Source organism: Priestia sp. YIM B13491, assembly GCF_042787605.1.
GTDB classification, from domain to species: Bacteria; Bacillota; Bacilli; order Bacillales; family Bacillaceae_H; genus Priestia; species Priestia megaterium_E.
Genome location: NZ_JBHZOR010000001.1, coordinates 793,408 through 812,025, shown reverse-complemented (window position 1 = coordinate 812,025; position 18,618 = coordinate 793,408). Strand labels below are relative to the sequence as shown.

17 protein-coding genes and 1 riboswitch are annotated in these 18,618 nt (G+C 38.0%); of the genes, 5 read left to right on the top strand and 12 right to left on the bottom strand.

Features of this window, described 5'->3' with window-relative positions; translation table 11 throughout:
- Positions 1-5: 5 nt before the first annotated feature.
- The 8 genes from ACFX4E_RS04110 to yneA all read right to left on the bottom strand — a co-directional run bounded on the left by ACFX4E_RS04110 (position 6) and on the right by yneA (position 8,073).
- Positions 6-1,811, bottom strand: a complete 1,806-nt coding sequence (locus ACFX4E_RS04110) for an ABC transporter ATP-binding protein (protein ID WP_377579577.1) — start codon at positions 1,809-1,811, stop codon at positions 6-8.
- A complete protein-coding gene (locus ACFX4E_RS04105) occupies positions 1,801-3,564 on the bottom strand; it encodes an ABC transporter transmembrane domain-containing protein (RefSeq protein WP_377258813.1) in 1,764 nt (587 codons plus the stop codon). Before ACFX4E_RS04105 ends, ACFX4E_RS04110 begins: the two co-directional genes overlap by 11 nt.
- Before the next feature lie 90 nt (positions 3,565-3,654).
- Positions 3,655-3,867 carry a YneF family protein gene (locus ACFX4E_RS04100; RefSeq protein WP_013058772.1) on the bottom strand — a complete coding sequence of 71 codons (213 nt, stop codon included), beginning with the start codon at positions 3,865-3,867 and terminating at the stop codon, positions 3,655-3,657.
- Positions 3,868-3,957: 90 nt separating this feature from the next.
- Positions 3,958-4,398 carry a sporulation inhibitor of replication protein SirA gene (sirA, locus tag ACFX4E_RS04095; protein WP_013084721.1) on the bottom strand — a complete coding sequence of 147 codons (441 nt, stop codon included), beginning with the start codon at positions 4,396-4,398 and terminating at the stop codon, positions 3,958-3,960.
- A gap of 149 nt (positions 4,399-4,547) precedes the next feature.
- Positions 4,548-6,554: a transketolase gene (tkt, locus tag ACFX4E_RS04090; RefSeq protein ID WP_013058774.1), complete on the bottom strand. Its 2,007-nt coding sequence runs from the start codon at positions 6,552-6,554 to the stop codon at positions 4,548-4,550.
- Positions 6,555-6,721: 167 nt separating this feature from the next.
- Positions 6,722-6,952 (bottom strand): DUF896 domain-containing protein, encoded by a 231-nt coding sequence (locus ACFX4E_RS04085; protein WP_013058775.1) that lies wholly within the window; start codon positions 6,950-6,952, stop codon positions 6,722-6,724.
- 69 nt (positions 6,953-7,021) lie between these two features.
- Positions 7,022-7,690 (bottom strand): YneB family resolvase-like protein, encoded by a 669-nt coding sequence (locus tag ACFX4E_RS04080; RefSeq protein ID WP_028410872.1) that lies wholly within the window; start codon positions 7,688-7,690, stop codon positions 7,022-7,024.
- A gap of 53 nt (positions 7,691-7,743) precedes the next feature.
- Positions 7,744-8,073: a cell division suppressor protein YneA gene (gene yneA, locus ACFX4E_RS04075; protein WP_028410871.1), complete on the bottom strand. Its 330-nt coding sequence runs from the start codon at positions 8,071-8,073 to the stop codon at positions 7,744-7,746.
- 146 nt (positions 8,074-8,219) lie between these two features.
- Here yneA and lexA point away from each other — a divergent pair, with 146 nt between their 5' ends.
- From lexA to ACFX4E_RS04050, 5 genes are all read left to right on the top strand, one after another.
- Complete coding sequence (lexA, locus tag ACFX4E_RS04070; RefSeq protein ID WP_013058778.1) at positions 8,220-8,837, top strand: transcriptional repressor LexA; 618 nt, start codon at positions 8,220-8,222, stop codon at positions 8,835-8,837.
- Between the two features lie 211 nt (positions 8,838-9,048).
- Positions 9,049-10,494 carry a magnesium transporter CorA family protein gene (locus ACFX4E_RS04065; RefSeq protein WP_377258810.1) on the top strand — a complete coding sequence of 482 codons (1,446 nt, stop codon included), beginning with the start codon at positions 9,049-9,051 and terminating at the stop codon, positions 10,492-10,494.
- Between the two features lie 216 nt (positions 10,495-10,710).
- A complete protein-coding gene (locus tag ACFX4E_RS04060) occupies positions 10,711-12,216 on the top strand; it encodes an ArnT family glycosyltransferase (RefSeq protein WP_377258807.1) in 1,506 nt (501 codons plus the stop codon).
- Between the two features lie 20 nt (positions 12,217-12,236).
- Entirely contained in the window at positions 12,237-12,629 is a 393-nt protein-coding gene (locus tag ACFX4E_RS04055; RefSeq protein WP_060746004.1) for a GtrA family protein, read from the top strand.
- Complete coding sequence (locus ACFX4E_RS04050) at positions 12,626-13,603, top strand: glycosyltransferase family 2 protein (RefSeq protein ID WP_013084727.1); 978 nt, start codon at positions 12,626-12,628, stop codon at positions 13,601-13,603. Before ACFX4E_RS04055 ends, ACFX4E_RS04050 begins: the two co-directional genes overlap by 4 nt.
- A 38-nt stretch (positions 13,604-13,641) precedes the next feature.
- Here the strand turns inward: ACFX4E_RS04050 and ACFX4E_RS04045 are convergent, their stop codons facing one another.
- The 4 genes from ACFX4E_RS04045 to ACFX4E_RS04030 all read right to left on the bottom strand — a co-directional run bounded on the left by ACFX4E_RS04045 (position 13,642) and on the right by ACFX4E_RS04030 (position 18,382).
- A complete protein-coding gene (locus ACFX4E_RS04045) occupies positions 13,642-14,619 on the bottom strand; it encodes a cation diffusion facilitator family transporter (protein WP_098249179.1) in 978 nt (325 codons plus the stop codon).
- Between the two features lie 109 nt (positions 14,620-14,728).
- Positions 14,729-16,555: an APC family permease gene (locus ACFX4E_RS04040; RefSeq protein WP_377258804.1), complete on the bottom strand. Its 1,827-nt coding sequence runs from the start codon at positions 16,553-16,555 to the stop codon at positions 14,729-14,731.
- Between the two features lie 162 nt (positions 16,556-16,717).
- Positions 16,718-16,857, bottom strand: a riboswitch (cyclic di-AMP (ydaO/yuaA leader).
- 191 nt (positions 16,858-17,048) lie between these two features.
- Positions 17,049-18,083 (bottom strand): N-acetylmuramoyl-L-alanine amidase, encoded by a 1,035-nt coding sequence (locus ACFX4E_RS04035; RefSeq protein WP_098249181.1) that lies wholly within the window; start codon positions 18,081-18,083, stop codon positions 17,049-17,051.
- 164 nt (positions 18,084-18,247) lie between these two features.
- Positions 18,248-18,382 (bottom strand): hypothetical protein, encoded by a 135-nt coding sequence (locus ACFX4E_RS04030; RefSeq protein ID WP_377258801.1) that lies wholly within the window; start codon positions 18,380-18,382, stop codon positions 18,248-18,250.
- Positions 18,383-18,618: the final 236 nt, after the last annotated feature.

Here is an 18,618-nt window from a genome sequence, read left to right as displayed (position 1 = left end):
TGCCTTCACTCTATCAATTCTGTATAAGTCTCTTTTACTCCTGTTTCTTTGCTGAAATTCTCCTCTTTTTCACTGTGCTGAAGCTGATACATATTATAGTACAAACCGTCTTTGTTTAGCAGTTCAGTATGTGTGCCTTTTTCGACGATTTTTCCTTTATGCAGTACTAAAATACAGTCGGCGTGTTGAATAGTGGATAAACGATGGGCAATCGCAATTGTTGTACGGCCTTTTCCCATATCTCTTAACACTTCTTGAATCGCTTCCTCTGTTTCTGTATCAATGTGTGCTGTTGCTTCATCAAGAATAAGGATTTTAGGATTCCGGATGACCGTTCTTGCAAATGCTAAGAGCTGACGCTGGCCGCTTGATAAAGTGGAACCTCTTTCGACTAGCACTTCATTATACTTATTAGGAAGAGCTTCGATAAATGCATGAGCTTGCACAAATTCCGCCGCTGCTTTTACTTGTTCATCAGAAAAATGGTCTTCGTGCAGCGTAATATTTCGTTTTACGGTATCTGCAAATAAAAAGGCATCTTGAAGCACCAGCCCTACCTCATCTCGAAGCTGTTTATTTGAAAAAGACGATAGCGGTTTATTATCGATCAAAATGTCTCCTTTTTGCTGCTCATAAAAACGCATTAATAAATTAATGATGGAGCTTTTCCCGCTTCCCGTATGGCCTACTAAAGCTACTGTTTCTCCTTCATTTACCGTAAACGATATATCAGAAAGTACATCTCGAACACCATCATAGGAAAACGTTACGTTTCTGAATTCTACCGTTCCTTTTTGTACCCCCTGCTTTTGTTCTCCTGTCATGACTGGATTTTTTTCTTTTTCATCCATCAAGTCAAATACCCGAGACGCTGATACCATCGCTTGCTGATACATAGAAAGACGCTGCATCATTTCATTAACAGGCTCAAAAAAACGATCCAAATAGTTGATAAACGCGTAAAGAACACCAATTTTAACAGGACTGTCAGCTACGGAAATACCAAAATAACTGAGCACAAGAATAACGGCTAAAATGTAAAGAATTTCGACTGCCGGCCTTAGCAGCAAACCATCCAACTTAATATTGCGCATCCCCGCTTTGTAATGTTCATCATTGATTTCTTCAAACTCCGAGCGCAGCCGCTTTTCTTGACGAAATAACTGAATAATAGACATGCCTTGCAAAGACTCATGAAGCTTGGCATTTAACTGGCTTAGTTTCTCTCGAAGCTGTCCGTAGTAAATAGCGCTGAAATGCTGATAAAGCTTCATAAGTCCCCAAATGAACGGGAGAAGAACTAAACAATAAAAAGCCAGTTTCACATCTAGCATAAACATGGCTATAAAAATACCGACCAAAAACACCCCATTTTGAATAAAAACCGCGATGACTTCCACAAACATTTCTTTCATGGCTTCCGTGTCATTTGTAATTCGAGATACCAGGCTTCCTGTGGGAGTGTTGTCAAAAAAGCGAAGAGCCAGGCGATGAACATGAGAAAAAACGTCAATTCGAATCTGCTGAATAATTTGAAGCGCAATTTTTTGGAACTGCAGAAGCTGAAAGTATTGAACGACAATTTTTAAAAGCTGTAAAAGCAAATAACTGCTTGCAAGCCACACAAGAGGCTGAAGAGGCAAATACTTAGGAGTTAAATAATCGTCAATGAAAATTTTAATCAAAATGGGCCCTAATAAATCCGCAGCCGTAGCAATTAATAATAGTGTGAACGCTAAAAAAAATGATTTTTTATGCGGAATTGTATAGCGAAACAGACGTTTATGTACCGAAGAATGCTCAATTTTCATTTTTCGTCTCTCCTTCTTCTACCGCACGCTCAAGCTGCTGTCTATCGTACATATCCTGGTACCAGCCGCTCACGCTAAGCAGTTCCTCATGAGTTCCTCGCTGAATAATTTTCCCTTTATCAAGTACAAGAATCAGGTCTGCATGAGTAACCGAGCTCAGCCGATGCGCTGTAATAATCGTTGTTCGATTTTGACGTTTCTGCTTCAGCGCTTGTAAAATACCCGCTTCCGTTTTTCCATCTACCGCTGATAGCGAGTCGTCTAAAATTAAAAGCTCAGGATCTAATAGAAGAGCTCTTGCAATCGAGATACGCTGTTTTTGTCCACCCGATAACGAAACGCCTTTTTCGCCTACTATTGTTTGATAGCCATCTGTAAAATCAAGGATGTCTCTATGTACATTGGCAACTTTAGCCGCTTCTTCAATCTCTTGCTTGCTTGCTTCTCTTTTTCCAAAAGCGATATTATCAGCAACTGTTGTTGAAAACAAAAAGTGATCTTGAGGAACATATCCAAGGCTTTTGTACAATGAATCAAAAGCATAGTCTTTAATATCTTTTCCTCCCCATAAAACAGCTCCGTCTCTTACATCAAATTCACGAAGCAGCAGCTTTAAAAGCGTGGTTTTCCCAGCACCCGTCTTTCCGACAATACCTAACGTTTGACCGCGAGAAAGTGTAAAATAAATTTCGTTTAACGTATATTCGTCTTCTTTACCATACGAAAACCTATGAATAACAGCTTCAATATTTCCTGTTGGCATTTCAACACTAGGATATGCTGCTTCTTCAATCGAATTTTCTTCTTTTAATAAAGAAAATACCCTGTCATATGATGCTCTTCCACGTTCCATAATGTTAAATAGCCAGCCAAACGCGAGCATCGGCCAAATAAGAAGGCCTAAATAAGTTGTAAAGGTAACAAGCTGCCCCAGTGTTAACTCTTCACTAATAACCATCTTGCTGCCAAAAATAAGAGCAAGTAAAAAAGAAAGTGCTACAATAATCGAAATGGTCGGATCAAACAATGCATCTATTCGGGCTACTTTCATGTTCTTTTGGACAACATCTGCAGACTTGATGCGAAATTCTTCGACATCAGCTGCTTCTTCCCCAAACGTCTTAATGACTTTAATCCCGCTAATACTTTCTTGAACCTTATCATTTAAAGTAGAAAATGCTGCTTGTGCGTGATGAAACCGCGCATGAAGCAATGTACCATAGTAACTTGTTAAAATGGCCATAAGCGGCATAGGAATAAGGCAAATAAGCGTTAATTTCCAGCTGATTGTGAGGGCCATTGTGCATAGAACAAGCCCTCCTGTGACAATGGAATCCACGAGTGTCAAAACGCCCGAACCTGCAGTTTGTTGAATAGCTTGAATATCGTTTGTTGCATGGGCCATCAAATCCCCAATTCGCCGCCTTTGATAAAAGGCCTGATTCATCTTGGTAAAATGAGTGTAGAGGGTATTTCTCAGCTGCTTGGCTAGTTTAACAGATGAACCAAATATCATAATACGCCATATGTATCTTGTGAAATAGGCCACAACAGCAGCTCCTAGCAAAATGCCAACCATCTGCATTAAGCGCTTTCCATTCAGCGTCCCTTCTTTAATGCCATCTACCGTTAAACCAATAATTTTAGGCGGGAGAAGTTCTAATGCTGCGACAATAATGAGCAGCGCTACCCCCGTTATGTAAGACTTTTTTTCCTGTTTGAAAAACCACCATAACTCTCGAAAAATTTTCATCGTATCCCCCTAGCCCCACAACCATTTTCTTATCTCTATCTTAAAACAAAAGACACCCTTCTGAATAGAGAGTGTCTGTCCAATTAACCATTATTTAATTTGGCCGTTCATTGCTTTCATCATTTGGTTAATTTTTTTCTGCGATGGTTTCATGCCCATTTGCATCATCATCATTTTTAACATTTGTTCATTAATTGGTGGATTTTTCTTCAGATAGCTCATCATATATTTACGAGCAATGAAAAATCCTAGCGCTATCCCAACAATTAATGCTAGAACACCAACTAGAATATACATTCCCATGGTATTACTTCCTCCTTCGTGTTGTCTAACTTACAGTGTACTAGACCATACGCTATTATACAATATTTCCGTTCCAATTTCCTTAAATAATTACACAAATTTTCTTGTTTTCACAGGCCTCAGCCAGCCGTATTCATCCGTTCCATAATTCACTGCTAAAAAACAAGGATCTAGCTTGCGTAATACTTCAAAAAAAGCTGTCTCAGCATCAACATTGCCATCTCCTTCAATTGTTATACAGCGATTCGTTAATTTTATAGATGCTCGACTTTTTTTATGAGGATATTCCAGCACAAACGTCTCTTGATGAGTAAAAAAATGAGGATAATGAGAAAACGCCTGAAGCAATTCTCGTTGAATAAATGAAATGGGCAGTTGGCGAGTAATGTAATGAACTTGTTTTTGTAAGTGCGTTTCCTGCAAGTGACGTTTCATTCTATATTCAATCAGCAGCTGATAAATGAGCTTTTCTCTTCGAAAATAGGATGATGCAACTTCTTCCTCCATTAAATATACTTCATACGTTCTCACGATTCATCCTCCCTTTCGGCTCGTTCTTTTTTGTACCATTATACCGAATGGTGTACGCAATGCTTGTCTATCGATGAAAAAATTCCTTTGTTTTTTTGTCGAAAAAAAAGAGCAGACCACAGGAGTCTGCTCTTTCTTATGAAAAAGAATTATGCATTAAGCAAGCTTTTCACTTTTGCTACTACATTTTCAACTGTAAAACCAAATTCTTTCATGATTGTTTCACCAGGAGCAGATGCACCGAAGTGATTAATACCAAGAACTTGTCCCTCGTCTCCAACATAGCGTTCCCAGCCAAGTGTAGAAGCCATTTCAATACCTAAACGTTTTTTCACTGATTTAGGGATAACACTTTCTTTGTACTCAGCAGATTGCTCTTCGAAACGATCCCATGCAGGCATACTTACTACAGATACGTCAATGCCTTCTGCAGCTAATGCTTTTTGTGCTTCTACTGCTAGGCTTACTTCAGAGCCTGTTGCAAGTATTAATGCATCCGCTTGGTCTTTACCAGCTTTAGATACAACGTACGCACCTTTAGACACGCCTTCGTATGCATTTTCTTTTGTACCTTCAAGCGTTGGCAAGTTTTGACGAGTCAATACAAGCGCCGTTGGGCGGTCAGTTGACTCTAATGCTAAGCGCCATGCAGCAGCTGTTTCATTTGCATCTGCAGGACGAACCACTGAAAGACCTGGCATTGCACGAAGTGATGGCAATTGTTCAATTGGCTCATGTGTTGGGCCGTCTTCTCCAACTGCGATACTATCATGTGTGAATACATATGTTACAGGAAGCTTCATTAAAGCTGCTAAGCGAATTGCTGGGCGAAGATAATCAGAGAATACAAAGAATGTTCCTCCAAATACTTTTACACCGCCGTGTAGAGCCATACCGTTTAATGCAGCTCCCATTGCAAATTCACGTACACCGAACCAGATATTACGTCCGCTGTAATCAGCTGCAGTGAAGTCTTCTGAACCTTTAATCATTGTTTTATTTGAGCCAGCTAAGTCAGCTGAACCGCCGAAGAATTGAGGTACAGCTTGTGCTACTGCGTTTAATACTTCTCCAGAAGAAGCACGGCTAGCTAAGCTTGAACCCGTTTCGTATGCTGGAAGCGTTTCTTCCCAGCCTTCCGGTAACTTTCCTTCTACTGCTAGTTCAAATTGACGACCTAGTTCAGGATATTTTTCTTTATACTGTGCAAATACATCGTTCCATTCGTTTTCTTTCTTTTGGCCATCTTCAGCAATTGTAGCTTTGAAGTGAGCATACACTTCTTCTGGCACATAGAAATCTTCTTCAAATGTCCATGCATAAGCTTCTTTTGTTAATTTTGTTTCATCGGAACCTAATGGAGAACCGTGCACGCCAGAAGTACCCGCGTGGTTTGGAGAACCAAATCCGATTGTTGTTTTTACTTCAATTAGCGTTGGGCGTGTTAAATCGCCTTTTGCTTCTTCAATTGCGTTTGCAATCGCTGTCAAGTCATTGCCGTCTTCAACGCGGATTACTTGCCATCCGTAAGCTTTGAAACGATCTTCTACGTTCTCAGAGAACGAGCGATCTAAATCTCCGTCTAAAGAAATATCATTTGAATCGTATAAAACAACTAAACGTCCTAATTTTAAGTGTGCCGCTAATGAAGCTGCTTCAGCAGATACACCTTCCATTAAGTCTCCGTCACCACAAATACCATACGTAAAGTGGTCTACAATTTCTAAACCTTCTTTGTTGTATGTTTCAGCTAAATGACGTTCTGCCATTGCTTTACCAACAGCCATTGCAATACCTTGTCCTAGTGGACCAGTTGTTGCATCAACACCTGCTGTATGACCGAACTCTGGATGACCTGGTGTTTTACTTCCCCATTGACGGAAGTTTTTAAGGTCTTCAATTGATAAGTCATATCCAGCTAAATGAAGCAAGCTGTATAATAGTGCCGATCCGTGTCCTGCTGATAATACAAAGCGGTCACGGTTGAACCAGTTTGGATTCTTTGGATTGATGTTCATAAATTTTGTCCACAATGTATATGCCATTGGAGCAGCTCCCATTGGCATACCTGGGTGACCTGAATTTGCTTTTTCAATCGCATCGATTGATAAAGTACGAATTGTTGCAATCGAAAGATCTTCAATACGTTGTGTCATACTCTTCATTCCTTTCAAAACTATGTACATATGTTATCATACTAATGATTTGCTTATTTGTACAATACTTGAACCAAAAAAATTTCCACTTTTACAGTTTTTGTGCCCCTTATTAAAAATATACAAAAAACTAGAGGGAACACTCCCTCTAGTTTTACTAGAACGTCTTAGTGAAGACGCTTCTTTTTACTCTCTTTTAACTTCTTAGGCGTAACATCTTTACCTTCTTCGTCTACAACTTTAATCGTATGAAGGTGATTTGTCATAGATTGTCGGAAAACTTTTAAATATTCCTGACGTAGCTCTTGCTGTTCTTTCGCTTCAGATTCTGTCAGACCTTCAGCCTTTGCCTTTTTTGAAAGAGCATTAATACGAGCAAGTTTATCTTTTGATAGCATATAAAACCTATCTCCTTATAATCAATAATTAAAATTACCGAACCGCTTCGGCAACATGTAGTCATCTTACTAAATCTCTTTCGTTTTATCAAGAGATTGAGCACTCTCTTGGTACTCTTGATAGCGGCGATGTACCGTCGCTTTTGAAATATTATAGCCAAAACCTTTTAGCGTAACTGAAATTTCAGCAAAGGTTAAGCCGTTATGACGAAGGCGGACAATTTCTTCAATAGGCGCTTCTTTTTTTTCCCTTCCCGAGTTAACTCCTTGATTTTTTAAATTTTTCTGCGGACGATAACCGTTTTCTACGGCTCTTTTCATTCCTCTTCTAATTTTAGCATTATGTAATTTCCGCTGATGCTCTTCCACTAAGCTAATAATATCTAACACCATTGAATCAGATTCTGAAAGCTGAAGCTGACCTTGATGACTAATCGTATAGATGGTAGCATTTTCTTTATGAAAAGCATGAAGCAGCGCAATTCGGGCATTTCCTCTGCCTAATCGTGTTTCGTCTTGAATAAGCAGCACAGAGATCTTCTCTTCTTTCATTGTATGAAGAACATCCAAAATACCCTCTCTGTCTACGTCATATCCGCTTGCTTTTTCCATCACGACTTTTTTTACGTCTAGATGGTGAAGACCAGCAAGTTTTTTTAATTCTTCTTGCTGGCGCTGTAAAGATGTTTCTTGGGTTTTTTTATCCGTACTGACACGGCAATAAATAATGGCGTCCACTTTTATCACGACCTTTTCGGCTTCTAACAATATTCAGGAACGGCCGTTACACACTACTGTTCAATTGCCACTTGATTATGTAACTCTTGTTTTAAAACAGGAATATATAATTTATCTCCAGGAGATAAAGACTGGGCAGTGTCTGAGTTTAAATCATTGACGTCTTCAACCCATTTGACAAATTCATTGGTGGTCAAATGATGGTGATTATGATACTTGTTGGACAAGTCCCAAAGCGTATCTCCTTTTGTAATAGTAACCGTTGAATATTTGTCTAAATCTACTTTATCCGCTCCTAAAACCAGCGTCAATACATATGTAAGTGCAGCGATTGCTGCAAAAAAAATAGCGTAATGTTTCATAGAATGTAAGAATTGTTGCATATTATGATCCCCCTATCAGAATATATGTTCTTATTTTATTGAGAACATTTGTTTCTGTCAATGGAATTCTTCGAACTTATGTTTGTATATTGACACATCACGTGGTATAATTCACCTAAAGAATAGCTAAAATCGAGGTGAAAAATATGAAGCTATCAAAACGTCAACAAGACATACTAGATTTTATTAAGCACGAAGTAAAATTAAAAGGTTATCCGCCTTCTGTTCGCGAGATTGGGGAAGCGGTAGGATTAGCCTCTAGCTCCACTGTACACGGGCATTTAGCTCGTTTAGAAAGCAAAGGGTTAATTCGCAGAGATCCAACAAAACCAAGAGCAATCGAAGTTCTTCAACTAGATGAAGTAAACATCCCTAAAAGCAATGTCATTAATGTTCCTGTTATCGGTAAAGTAACAGCGGGTCTTCCTATAACAGCCGTTGAAAATGTGGAAGAATATTTCCCTCTTCCAGATAAATTCGTTTCTCCAGATGATCATGTATTTATGCTTGAAATTATGGGAGAAAGTATGATTGAAGCAGGTATTCTAGATGGCGATATGGTAATCGTACGTCAGCAGCAAACAGCTAATAATGGAGATATTGTGGTCGCTATGACCGAGGACAACGAAGCAACGGTAAAACGTTTCTTTAAAGAAGAAAATTTCGTTCGTTTACAGCCTGAAAATTCAACGATGGCGCCTATTATTCTTCGCCACGTAACGATTTTAGGAAAAGTAACTGGTGTATATCGCACGATTCACTAATCAGACACTGTATGTAAAACCAACTAATCATGATGTTAGTTGGTTTTTTTACGTTTGTTTTCTAAAAAAATTGGCATATTATAAATGATACGTTGAATCACCGCAGGCAGGTAGAACGGTTTTTGTAAAGCTTGTTTCACCTTTTACTTTCTATCTGCATTTCCTCGACTCTTACAAGGAAATACAACCGACCATAAGAAGGATGTAGTTTATGACCAATACACCAAGGAAAACAGAACCATTTCAAACCATTGTACCTACCAAAGCAATGAACATGTTTCTTTTTCCTTTTTCCTTTGACCGAAAAAATAAAGAGCAGCTTGTTCATGCACTAAAAGAAAATTTGTTCGAATTTTTTTCCATTCAAAAAAAACATTTAGAAAAAGAATACTACGGAGAACAGTATTACGTATCTCATGATAGCCTGGATCAATATTTTCTTCCTTACATTGAATGCATTCTATTCCCTGACTCGTGCGAAAAAGAAGGGTTGCTTCGATTTTCCAAAAAAATAGACCATACTATTACGTTACACACTTCCTCCACCACCGTGTCTAGCAACGTGCTGTCTGTGGATGTTTTTTTATGTCCTTTTGAAATTGGCGTCATGACCATTCGCACTGAGATGAGCCATAATCATTACACCTATGATGATATTTTAGAATTCATGAATCATTTTCGTGTACTAGAACCGAAGCTTGCTGAAGAGCATGGATCCACCATTACCTATGAACATCATCGCTATAGCAAAGTGCAAGATTATATTTTTTCACAGCTTGCGCCATTTTTGAACGAACACATCAAGAAAGAAGCCACGCGTGAACAGCACGTTGGGAGCCTTCCTTATTTTATCGATGAACGGATGTTTGTGTTAAGTTATGTAACGGTAAATCAAGAGCAAGAAATTAATTCCACAACTTTATTTCGTACTGGGCAGCTAAATAGCTATACGCCTGACGGGAAAGCGTTTATTTCTGCACACAATCATGAGTATATTAAAACGTATAATACTAAACACGTGTATGAAAGGTGGGCTCCTGAAACCTATTACGTCATAACAGACCATGTGTTTTCGTGTATTTCTAAATCGACAGACTCTAAAACGGATCAGCTTTTGATGAATCATCTATTTGGCCAGCATTACTATAATTTATTTTTACATTTTTTCTATAAAATCGTGTTGCTAAAATTATCTTATGAATATTCGCAGCTCACGTTTCATAAAAATTCAGAGGGCATTGAACGACTAATCCGCTCTATTACCGTGTTTTCAGGTAAATATTTATTTTTAGAAATTAGCTCTCGCACAGAAGGTCAAGAGTTTTCTGAGCTCTTTAAAAAAATCTTTCATATCAATTCTCTTTATCAAGAAGTCAAAGAAACCCTTGGTACTTTGTACCAAAATCAAGAGAAAATCGCAGCCAAACGTCACAATTACTTATTATTAATTTTAACGATTTATACGGTTCTTTCCGGTATTTACGGAATGAATTTAGTTATTAGCAAACTAAAGGGAAACATCAATTGGGATAGCATGAAGCAGTTTTCTATCTTTGAATATATCGCTTTAATAGTAGCTCTGTCAGGAATTCTGATCAGCATTAGTCTCGGAGTGAGTTCCCTATGGAATTTATTAAAAGGTCGGTTTAAAACATAAAAGCTGTTCGCATACGTATGGATGCAAACAGCTTTTTCTATTACAAAATCGTTTTCCTACTCGGCTTACCCTTTTATCAAACGTTATGCCGCTGTCGTAATTTCAGAACAATCTAACATTATACTCTATAAGAAAAATATATACAAAATAATAAAATATGGTATCATAGGGTAGGAATTTTGTACCTTATCTTTGAAATAATTTGCAGGAGGTAATATGCTTAACTCATTTTTATCCAAAAGCCTGATCTTTTTATGTGTCATTATTCTTACATGGTCTCTATGGGGCAGTTATAATGCGATGACAAATTCATTGGAATTAAAGGGCTTGGCTTTAAGTAATTCATTTATTATTGAAGGAATCTTTATCACTTTCCTTGTCATTTTTCTAATAGCTATTGCAAGTAGATACATGAACAAAACTGTTTTTTTTATTTCACTGATCGTTTTGACCTTAGGTATTCGACTAGCATGGATGCTTTCTGTTCAAACGCCTGTAAAATCTGACTTTCTTGTCATGTTAGATGCCGCGCGTAATATCGCAAAAGGAAATTATGAATTTAACCAAAGCGTTTATTTTACTACATGGGTATATCAGCTAGGCTTTTCATTCTATGAATCTGTTATTATTCGCTGTTTTGGAGATAATATTTTCATATTAAAATTGTTAAATATTTTTTATTCCACTGGAACCGTTATTTTTATTTATTTAATTGGCGCGAAAGTATTTAACGAACTTGCTGGGAGAATGACAGCTTTTCTATATGCGTTCTACATTCCGAACATTCTCTATAGCTCAGTGTTAACTAATCAGCATTTAGCTACTTTTTTATTTTATGCAGCTTTTTACCTTGTTATAAAAAGATTTGCTCATAACAAGTTTAGCTGGCTTTATATTGGCCTTCTATTGTCGTTAGGAAATTTAATGCGTCCTCTAGGACCCATTATTATCGTCGCTGTTTTCATTTATTTCATCTTGCAAATTCTTCAACCTTACATTAAAACGAAGAATGCTGCTGAGTTAAAAGCTCGTCGAAAGAGAATAGGAAAAAACCTCGTAGGCATACTGGCTACTTTTTTTATTGCAAATGCGCTGATCAACTATTCTTTTGTAGCTAGCGGCATTTCTAAATATCCTTTAAGTAACAGAGATCCTTTATGGAAATTCGTCATTGGCTTTAATTACGAAACAAGCGGTTCCTATTCTTCAGAGGATGCTAGTCGTTTTATGGGTATGCCAATTGGAGAAAAACGAGCTGAAGCAGAAAAAGAGGTAATTAAAGAACGGGTAGCAGATAAAGAGCAGCTTTTAGATCTCTTTCACATTAAATTCCTAAATATGTGGGGAGGAACGGATGCATCTACATTTTGGAGCATTTCATTAACTCCTCAAGAAGATGTACCTTTTAATAAAGAGAAATTAATTAGTGCTGCTCAAAGTTATGAAAGAATCATTTACGTTTCAACTACTATTCTTTCCATTATTGGCCTTATATGTTTATTCGTGAGGAAGCAGGATAAATATCCATATACACTGTTTTTATTACTAATCATAGGATACGTTCTTATTCACTTGCTTATTGAAATTCAAACTCGCTATCGATTCTTTATTTTTCCAAGCTTTATGCTGCTCGAAGGATTTGGTATTTCAGTGATTCTATCCTATTTAATAGTACGATTTACTAAAAATAAGCCCAAGACAAAATGTGAAGAGATAAATTAAATGGAAGGGATTATACAACCGTGATAAAATTCCTGAAATTCGGTTTTGTAGGTATAATGAATACCCTGCTCACTATTATCAGTTACTTAGCACTCATTCATTTTGATATGAATTATATATTGGCTAACGTACTATCTTATTTTATTGGCGTTATAAACAGCTACTATTGGAACAAATCGTGGGTGTTTCAAGCAACTGTACATAAATGGATGTTAGCTCAATTTTTCATCGTAAACCTTATTACTTTAGCAATTAATACAAGCTGCTTATTCCTTCTTGTACACTATACACCTGCTAATCCAATAATCGGACAACTGTTGTCTACTTGTATAGGAATGTTTATCAATTTTTTCCTTAATAAAATATGGACGTTTAAGCACACAAACCATCGCTCGATAGGAGGTAAAGCATGAAAGAACTAATTTCAATCGTGGTACCTATGTATTTTGAAGAAGAAGTAGCTAATGAATGCTACAATCGCTTGCTTTCGGTCATGCATAAAAACCACATTAACTATGAATTCATTTTCGTCAATGACGGCAGCACCGACCGAACAATTGAAATCTTGAAAGACGTAGCGGCTATGGATTCTAACGTAAAAGTTATTGATTTTGCTCGTAATTTCGGGCACCAAACTGCCGTAACAGCAGGCATTGATTATGCTCAGGGTGATGCTATCGTTATTATTGATGCGGACTTACAAGATCCGCCGGAAATGATTCCCGAATTAATTGCTAAATGGCAGCAAGGCTATGAAATTGTATATGCAAAGCGCAAGAAACGAAGCGGAGAGACCTTTTTTAAATTAGCCACGGCTAAATATTTTTATCGCTTTTTAAATTATATGTCCGATATCGAAATCCCTAAAGACACGGGAGATTTTCGTATTATCGACCGAAAAGTAGCGGATGTATTCAAAAAAATGACTGAACGCAATCGTTTTGTACGAGGAATGATGTCTTGGATTGGCTTCAGGCAAACATATGTAGAATATGAGCGTGATGAACGCTTTGCTGGTGAAACAAAATATCCTTTAAAAAAGATGATCAAGTTTGCTTCAGATGGAATTATTGGGTTTTCAACGAAGCCTTTGCGTCTAGTAATGGTTATTGGCTTATTATCGGTTTTTGTATCACTTTTAGTGTTAAGTTATTCGATTGTTGTTTGGCTGATAGGTAAAAATATTCAGCCTGGCTGGACTTCTATTATGGTAGCTATCACCTTCTTTAGCGGTATTCAGCTACTTGGTTTAGGTCTAGTCGGACAATACATCGCAAGAATTTACGATGAAAGTAAAAATAGACCTATTTACGTTGTACGTGAAACCATTAACTTCTCGAAAGCTTCAACAGATTCTCCAAACGTACGTGAAAAAGTATATAGCTAAAAAAACAAGGAAGAAAACAGTTGTTTTCTTCCTTGTTTTTATTCTTTTTGAAGCTGTAAATCACTTGGCGCCCAGTCCGGAATTCCATTATCTTCATCAAATTCAATAATGACATCCGTTACTCCTTTTTCCTGTAAAATACGATTTTCCAGACGATCTTTAATATCATCAGCTTCTGCCACTGTTAAAGAAGGATCAATTTCTACTTTTAATTCAACGTGAAGCTCTTCCCCTTCTTTCATCACCATTAACGTTTGAATATCACGCACTTGTACATCTTGCATGACAATCGCGCCAATTTTTATTTCCATTTCTTTATCTGCTTCACCAAGGGCTCCAGCAGCATTATCTAAAAATACTCGTCCTACTACAAAAAACATCATAAGCCCAATTAAAATAGAAGCAATTCCTTCAGCTTGGTGAAAAGGTGTAAACCGTGAAATGAAAACGGCTATTAACGCCAATACGCCTCCTCCAGTAGCTACCAGATCTTCCATAAAGACCAGCTTGGTTGCTGGCTTTGCTTTCTTTAAATGAACAAAGCTGTGCGTAAAAACATTGACCTCTGCGGTATTCATTCCGACATCGTGCAAAATTTCTTTCATTGCCTTAAATAAGACAAACATCTCAAGCAATACCGAGATGCCAAGTACTGCAATATTTAAAATAAAGCCTGAAGACTTCGTTGGATGAAGAATATGGTGATATCCTTCTTTAATCGTTTCAAACGCCATAATCCCTACTACAAGAACCGCTCCTAATAGAACAAGATTAACCAATCGGCCGAAACCATTTGGAAATCGTTTGGTCGGGGCTTTTTTACTTAATGCCGAACCTATAAAGACAAAAAACTGATTAGCTGCATCTCCTAAGCTGTGCATCGTTTCAGCAAACATTGCTACATTCCCTGTTAAAGCGAATGCAACCCCTTTAATAATGGAAATAATGGTATTCACTATAGCGGCCATGATGGCCGATTTATTTCCCTTTCGCAACAATTTAATTAATTCACTCATACAATCCCTCCGTTTGCGCCTTTGATGAGATTCGATTACGGTTAGTGTATGTGAATTTAAAAATTAAAAACCTCCAACATCTAAGTTGGAGGTTTTTAGTCATGTTTCATTATTTTTTAAAACGATACGGTACAGTTGTAACGATTACGTTTTTACGGTAAAGCAAATGTGCTTTTAACAGTAGGCTGGACTGATTATGAAGGATATTTTGCCAGCTTTTTTTCGTAATGAATTGCGGAATAACGACCGTAATAGCCATATTGTTTTCCCGCGCTTTTTCCTCAGCCATATCGATGAATCGAAACAGCGGCCGCACTAAGCTGCGGTATTGAGAATGAAACGTAACAATACGAATATCGGGCTGCCACTTCTCCCACTTCTCTTCCATTCTCTTTTCGCTTTCTCGATCAAAGGCCACATGCACTGCAATAACGGTATCACCAATCGTTCTTGCATAATTTAATGAATTTTCTACTACCTTTGTCATTCCTGCTACAGGAACAATGACCACACTTCCTTCAAGCTTTCCAATCTTTTCTCCTTGCTTAATGCGAAGCTGTTCTCCTACCGCTTCATAATGCGTATGAATGCGATGAAAAATATAGACAATAACCGGCAAGAAAATGAGCACGGACCATACTTGTGAAAACTTCGTTGTAAACAAAATGATTAGCACCGTTAAAGTAATGAGGGCACCAATTAAGTTAATGGTTAGCTTCCCTTGCCAGCCGGCCGGCTTTTCTCTAAGCCATTTGACAATCATTCCTGTTTGAGAAAGCGTAAATGGAATAAACACCCCGACTGCATAAAGAGGAATTAATTGTTCAGTCGCTCCTTTAAAAGCTACGATTAAGACAATAGAAGCAATTCCAAGGGTCACAATTCCATTTGAATAGCCTAGTCGATCGCCACGAATTTGAAACATTCTTGGCATGTATTTATCAGACGATAAGTTCACAGCCAGCAAAGGGAACGCTGAAAAGCCCGTATTCGCCGCTAGCACTAGAATTAGAGCTGTTGTACCTTGAATAAAATAATAAAATCCATTTCGTCCAAACACACTCGATGCAATTTGTGATACAACCGTTTCATCTGCTTTTGGAGAAATGCCAAGCCAATAAGCTAAAAACGTGATGCCAGAAAATAAAACGGCTAAAATACCGCCCATCAGCATTAATGTATGAACCGCATTTTTTGCACCTGGCTCTTTAAAGTTAGGCACTGCATTTGAAATAGCTTCTACACCTGTCAATGCCGAACAGCCTGATGAAAAAGCTTTTAATAATAAAAATAAACTAATACCTGGCACTACTGTACCGAGAGATGGATGAAGATCAGGTGAAACTTGACCTGTCGCTATTTTAAAAAAGCCTACCGCTATTAACAAAATAAGAGCAATAACAAATAAATAAACCGGATAAGCTAATACAGAAGCGGATTCTGTTACCCCGCGTAAATTTAAGACTGTAATAAAAATCACCAGCATACACGCAATTACTACATTGTAATGATGCAGCGTTGGAAAAGCCGAAGTTAAAGCATCGGTTCCTGCTGAAACACTCACAGCAACTGTTAAAATATAATCCACCAACAGTGATCCTCCAGCGATAAGCCCAGGATTTTCTCCTAAATTGGTTTTGGAAACAATATAAGCTCCTCCGCCTTGCGGATACGCATAAATAATTTGACGGTATGAAAGAATTAAAGCCGTCAGCAGCACCAATACCCCAATCGCAATTGGAATTGAATACCAATAAGCAAGGACGCCTACTGTTGCAAGTACAATCAAAATTTGTTCTGTTCCATAAGCTACTGAAGATAAAGCATCTGACGATAAAATAGCCAGTGCTTTAAGCTTACTAAGCTTTTGATCGCCTAACTCTTTTGTTTTAAGCGGCTTTCCAATCAATAATCTTTTGAGAACTGAATAGTTCACGTAATTTCCCTCCGATGATTGCTTAGCTACTATCGACCGTCCGTTGCTAAGCTCCGTTACAAGTTCATGAATAAGTGATATTATTCCTTAAAAATACCTTTTTATGTTAAAAAAGCGCACAAAAAAAACACTAAGGGTTCTCAGCGTTTTTACACAGCTTAAACCTCCTCTCCAAAACGCTTATGGGGTTAGCTGTCGGATTCGGGCTATGAGAGTAGCCCTACCTTTTAAAAGGATTCACCCCAAGTGACAATGCACAAATTTGGGTCCCCCACTTCTGACGAATTAAGCGATAACAGGTCAATATAATTTTCGGTTAAAGAGTATGATCGATAACATGTTTCTTTCATAGCTATCCTTTGTTCTTAGATAATATACTCCCGTACAAATGGTTTGTAAAGCATTATTTTACGTAAACCATAAAATAGTGCTTAAGGCGCTTTTAACAGAAAAACAAAAGGCCTTCTGCCCGCTTACAGAAGACCTTTTTGCTTTAACTTTTTGCTTTTAAAACGGCTGCTAGCTTGTTTTTCGTTTGAGGACCATAAATGCCATCTACATCATAAGGAAGATACACAAGTTGAAAACGTCTGACTGCATCTTTCGTTTGAACTCCATATATTCCGTCTACTGACCCTACTTTAAAATTAACCGCGTTTAATGCTCTTTGAAGCTGTTTCACAGCTTCTCCAGAATCGCCTTGTTTTAAAATTCCATTAGGAAGTGGATATTGTTCAGAAGGTGGTGTTGGAGATGGTGTTGGTGAAGTTCCTGAAGGAATAACGATTGTTTTTCCAACCTGCAGTGTTAACGGATCAGAAAGCCCTGTATTCGCTTCTTGAAGCGCCTGTACTGTTATTTTGTACTTCTGTGCAATACTGTAAAGCGTATCTCCTTGCTTGATCGTATACGTTTTTGTACCCGGTTCAGAAGGCGATGGATTCGGAGTTGGTGTTGGATTTGGGTTTGGAACTGCACGACGAGGTAAATTTAAATATACGGCAATTCCTTTTGCATACGATTCACCCATGCTTTTTAAAAAAGCTTCATTTTGAAGAAGTGCTGCATCTGTACTGTTATCAATAAAAGCTATTTCAGTTAGTACTGCAGGCATATTTGTTAAGCGAAGCACCGCGTAATTGGCTGATTTTCGACCGCGATTCGGATGATTATACGACAGCAGCGCTGGCTGTACTTGGCCGTGGACAATCGATTGAAACGTTTTACTGGCATTGCTAGCGCTTCTATAAACATAATCTTCGTACCCTGTTCCTCCACCGGCATTTACGTGAATAGACATAAATGCATCTGCGCCCCACGAATTAGCTTGAGAAGCGCGCTGAGATAACGATAAAAAAACATCTGTGGTACGAGTGGTTTTAATTGTAAAATCACTGTACGTGCTATTTAAATAGCTTATTAAATATTGTTGGATTTTTAAAACTAAGTTTTTTTCATACAGTCCGTTTGCTCCAACCGCTCCTGCATCTGCCCCACCATGTCCTGCATCAAGATAGATTTTTTTCATATTACTTGTCCCTCCTTATTTTTAACATATGCATGGGGGAAAAAAGTGCTACGTATACTAGCCTACTTAGTGAAAAATTACTAAAAAAGGAGATTGAGACATAACGACATCACTTCAACCTAAAAACGAACAAATGGGATAAATGCGCTAGTATGGATGGCTTGTTACATCGCTGTTGATTTCCGTGCAAGGCTTCGCTTTTCGCGGGCGGCTGGTGAGCCTCTTCGTCGCGTGCGCTCCTGCGGGGTCTCACCTATTCCGCTTTTCCCGCAGGAGTCTTCGCCTTTCCCTCCAATCAACTGCTAGAAGCAACTAAATAGATGAAATCTACGTTCACCCTACCAATAAAAAAATCCGCACAATTCATCGTGCGGATCTTCTCTCCCCCCTAACATATTTTTGGTCCAGATTCTATTCTGGTTGATTAAAGTATAGATCAAGAGGGTCTATTATTTATAACGTTAAGACCTATTTAAAAAGCAGAACGCCTATAACAATGAGAATAATCCAAATTGGAATGCTTATTAATATGCCT

Excerpts from the sequence above, each read along its gene's own strand:
- ACFX4E_RS04110 (WP_377579577.1), bottom strand. The coding sequence starts at position 1,811 with ATGAAAATTGAGCATTCTTCGGTACATAAACGTCTGTTTCGCTATACA.
- ACFX4E_RS04035 (WP_098249181.1), bottom strand. The coding sequence starts at position 18,083 with ATGAAAAAAATCTATCTTGATGCAGGACATGGTGGGGCAGATGCAGGA.
- ACFX4E_RS04065 (WP_377258810.1), top strand. The coding sequence starts at position 9,049 with ATGACCAATACACCAAGGAAAACAGAACCATTTCAAACCATTGTACCT.
- ACFX4E_RS04105 (WP_377258813.1), bottom strand. The coding sequence starts at position 3,564 with ATGAAAATTTTTCGAGAGTTATGGTGGTTTTTCAAACAGGAAAAAAAG.
- ACFX4E_RS04060 (WP_377258807.1), top strand. The coding sequence starts at position 10,711 with ATGCTTAACTCATTTTTATCCAAAAGCCTGATCTTTTTATGTGTCATT.
- ACFX4E_RS04100 (WP_013058772.1), bottom strand. The coding sequence starts at position 3,867 with ATGGGAATGTATATTCTAGTTGGTGTTCTAGCATTAATTGTTGGGATA.
- ACFX4E_RS04045 (WP_098249179.1), bottom strand. The coding sequence starts at position 14,619 with ATGAGTGAATTAATTAAATTGTTGCGAAAGGGAAATAAATCGGCCATC.
- lexA (WP_013058778.1), top strand. The coding sequence starts at position 8,220 with ATGAAGCTATCAAAACGTCAACAAGACATACTAGATTTTATTAAGCAC.
- tkt (WP_013058774.1), bottom strand. The coding sequence starts at position 6,554 with ATGACACAACGTATTGAAGATCTTTCGATTGCAACAATTCGTACTTTA.
- ACFX4E_RS04050 (WP_013084727.1), top strand. The coding sequence starts at position 12,626 with ATGAAAGAACTAATTTCAATCGTGGTACCTATGTATTTTGAAGAAGAA.
- ACFX4E_RS04085 (WP_013058775.1), bottom strand. The coding sequence starts at position 6,952 with ATGCTATCAAAAGATAAACTTGCTCGTATTAATGCTCTTTCAAAAAAG.
- yneA (WP_028410871.1), bottom strand. The coding sequence starts at position 8,073 with ATGCAACAATTCTTACATTCTATGAAACATTACGCTATTTTTTTTGCA.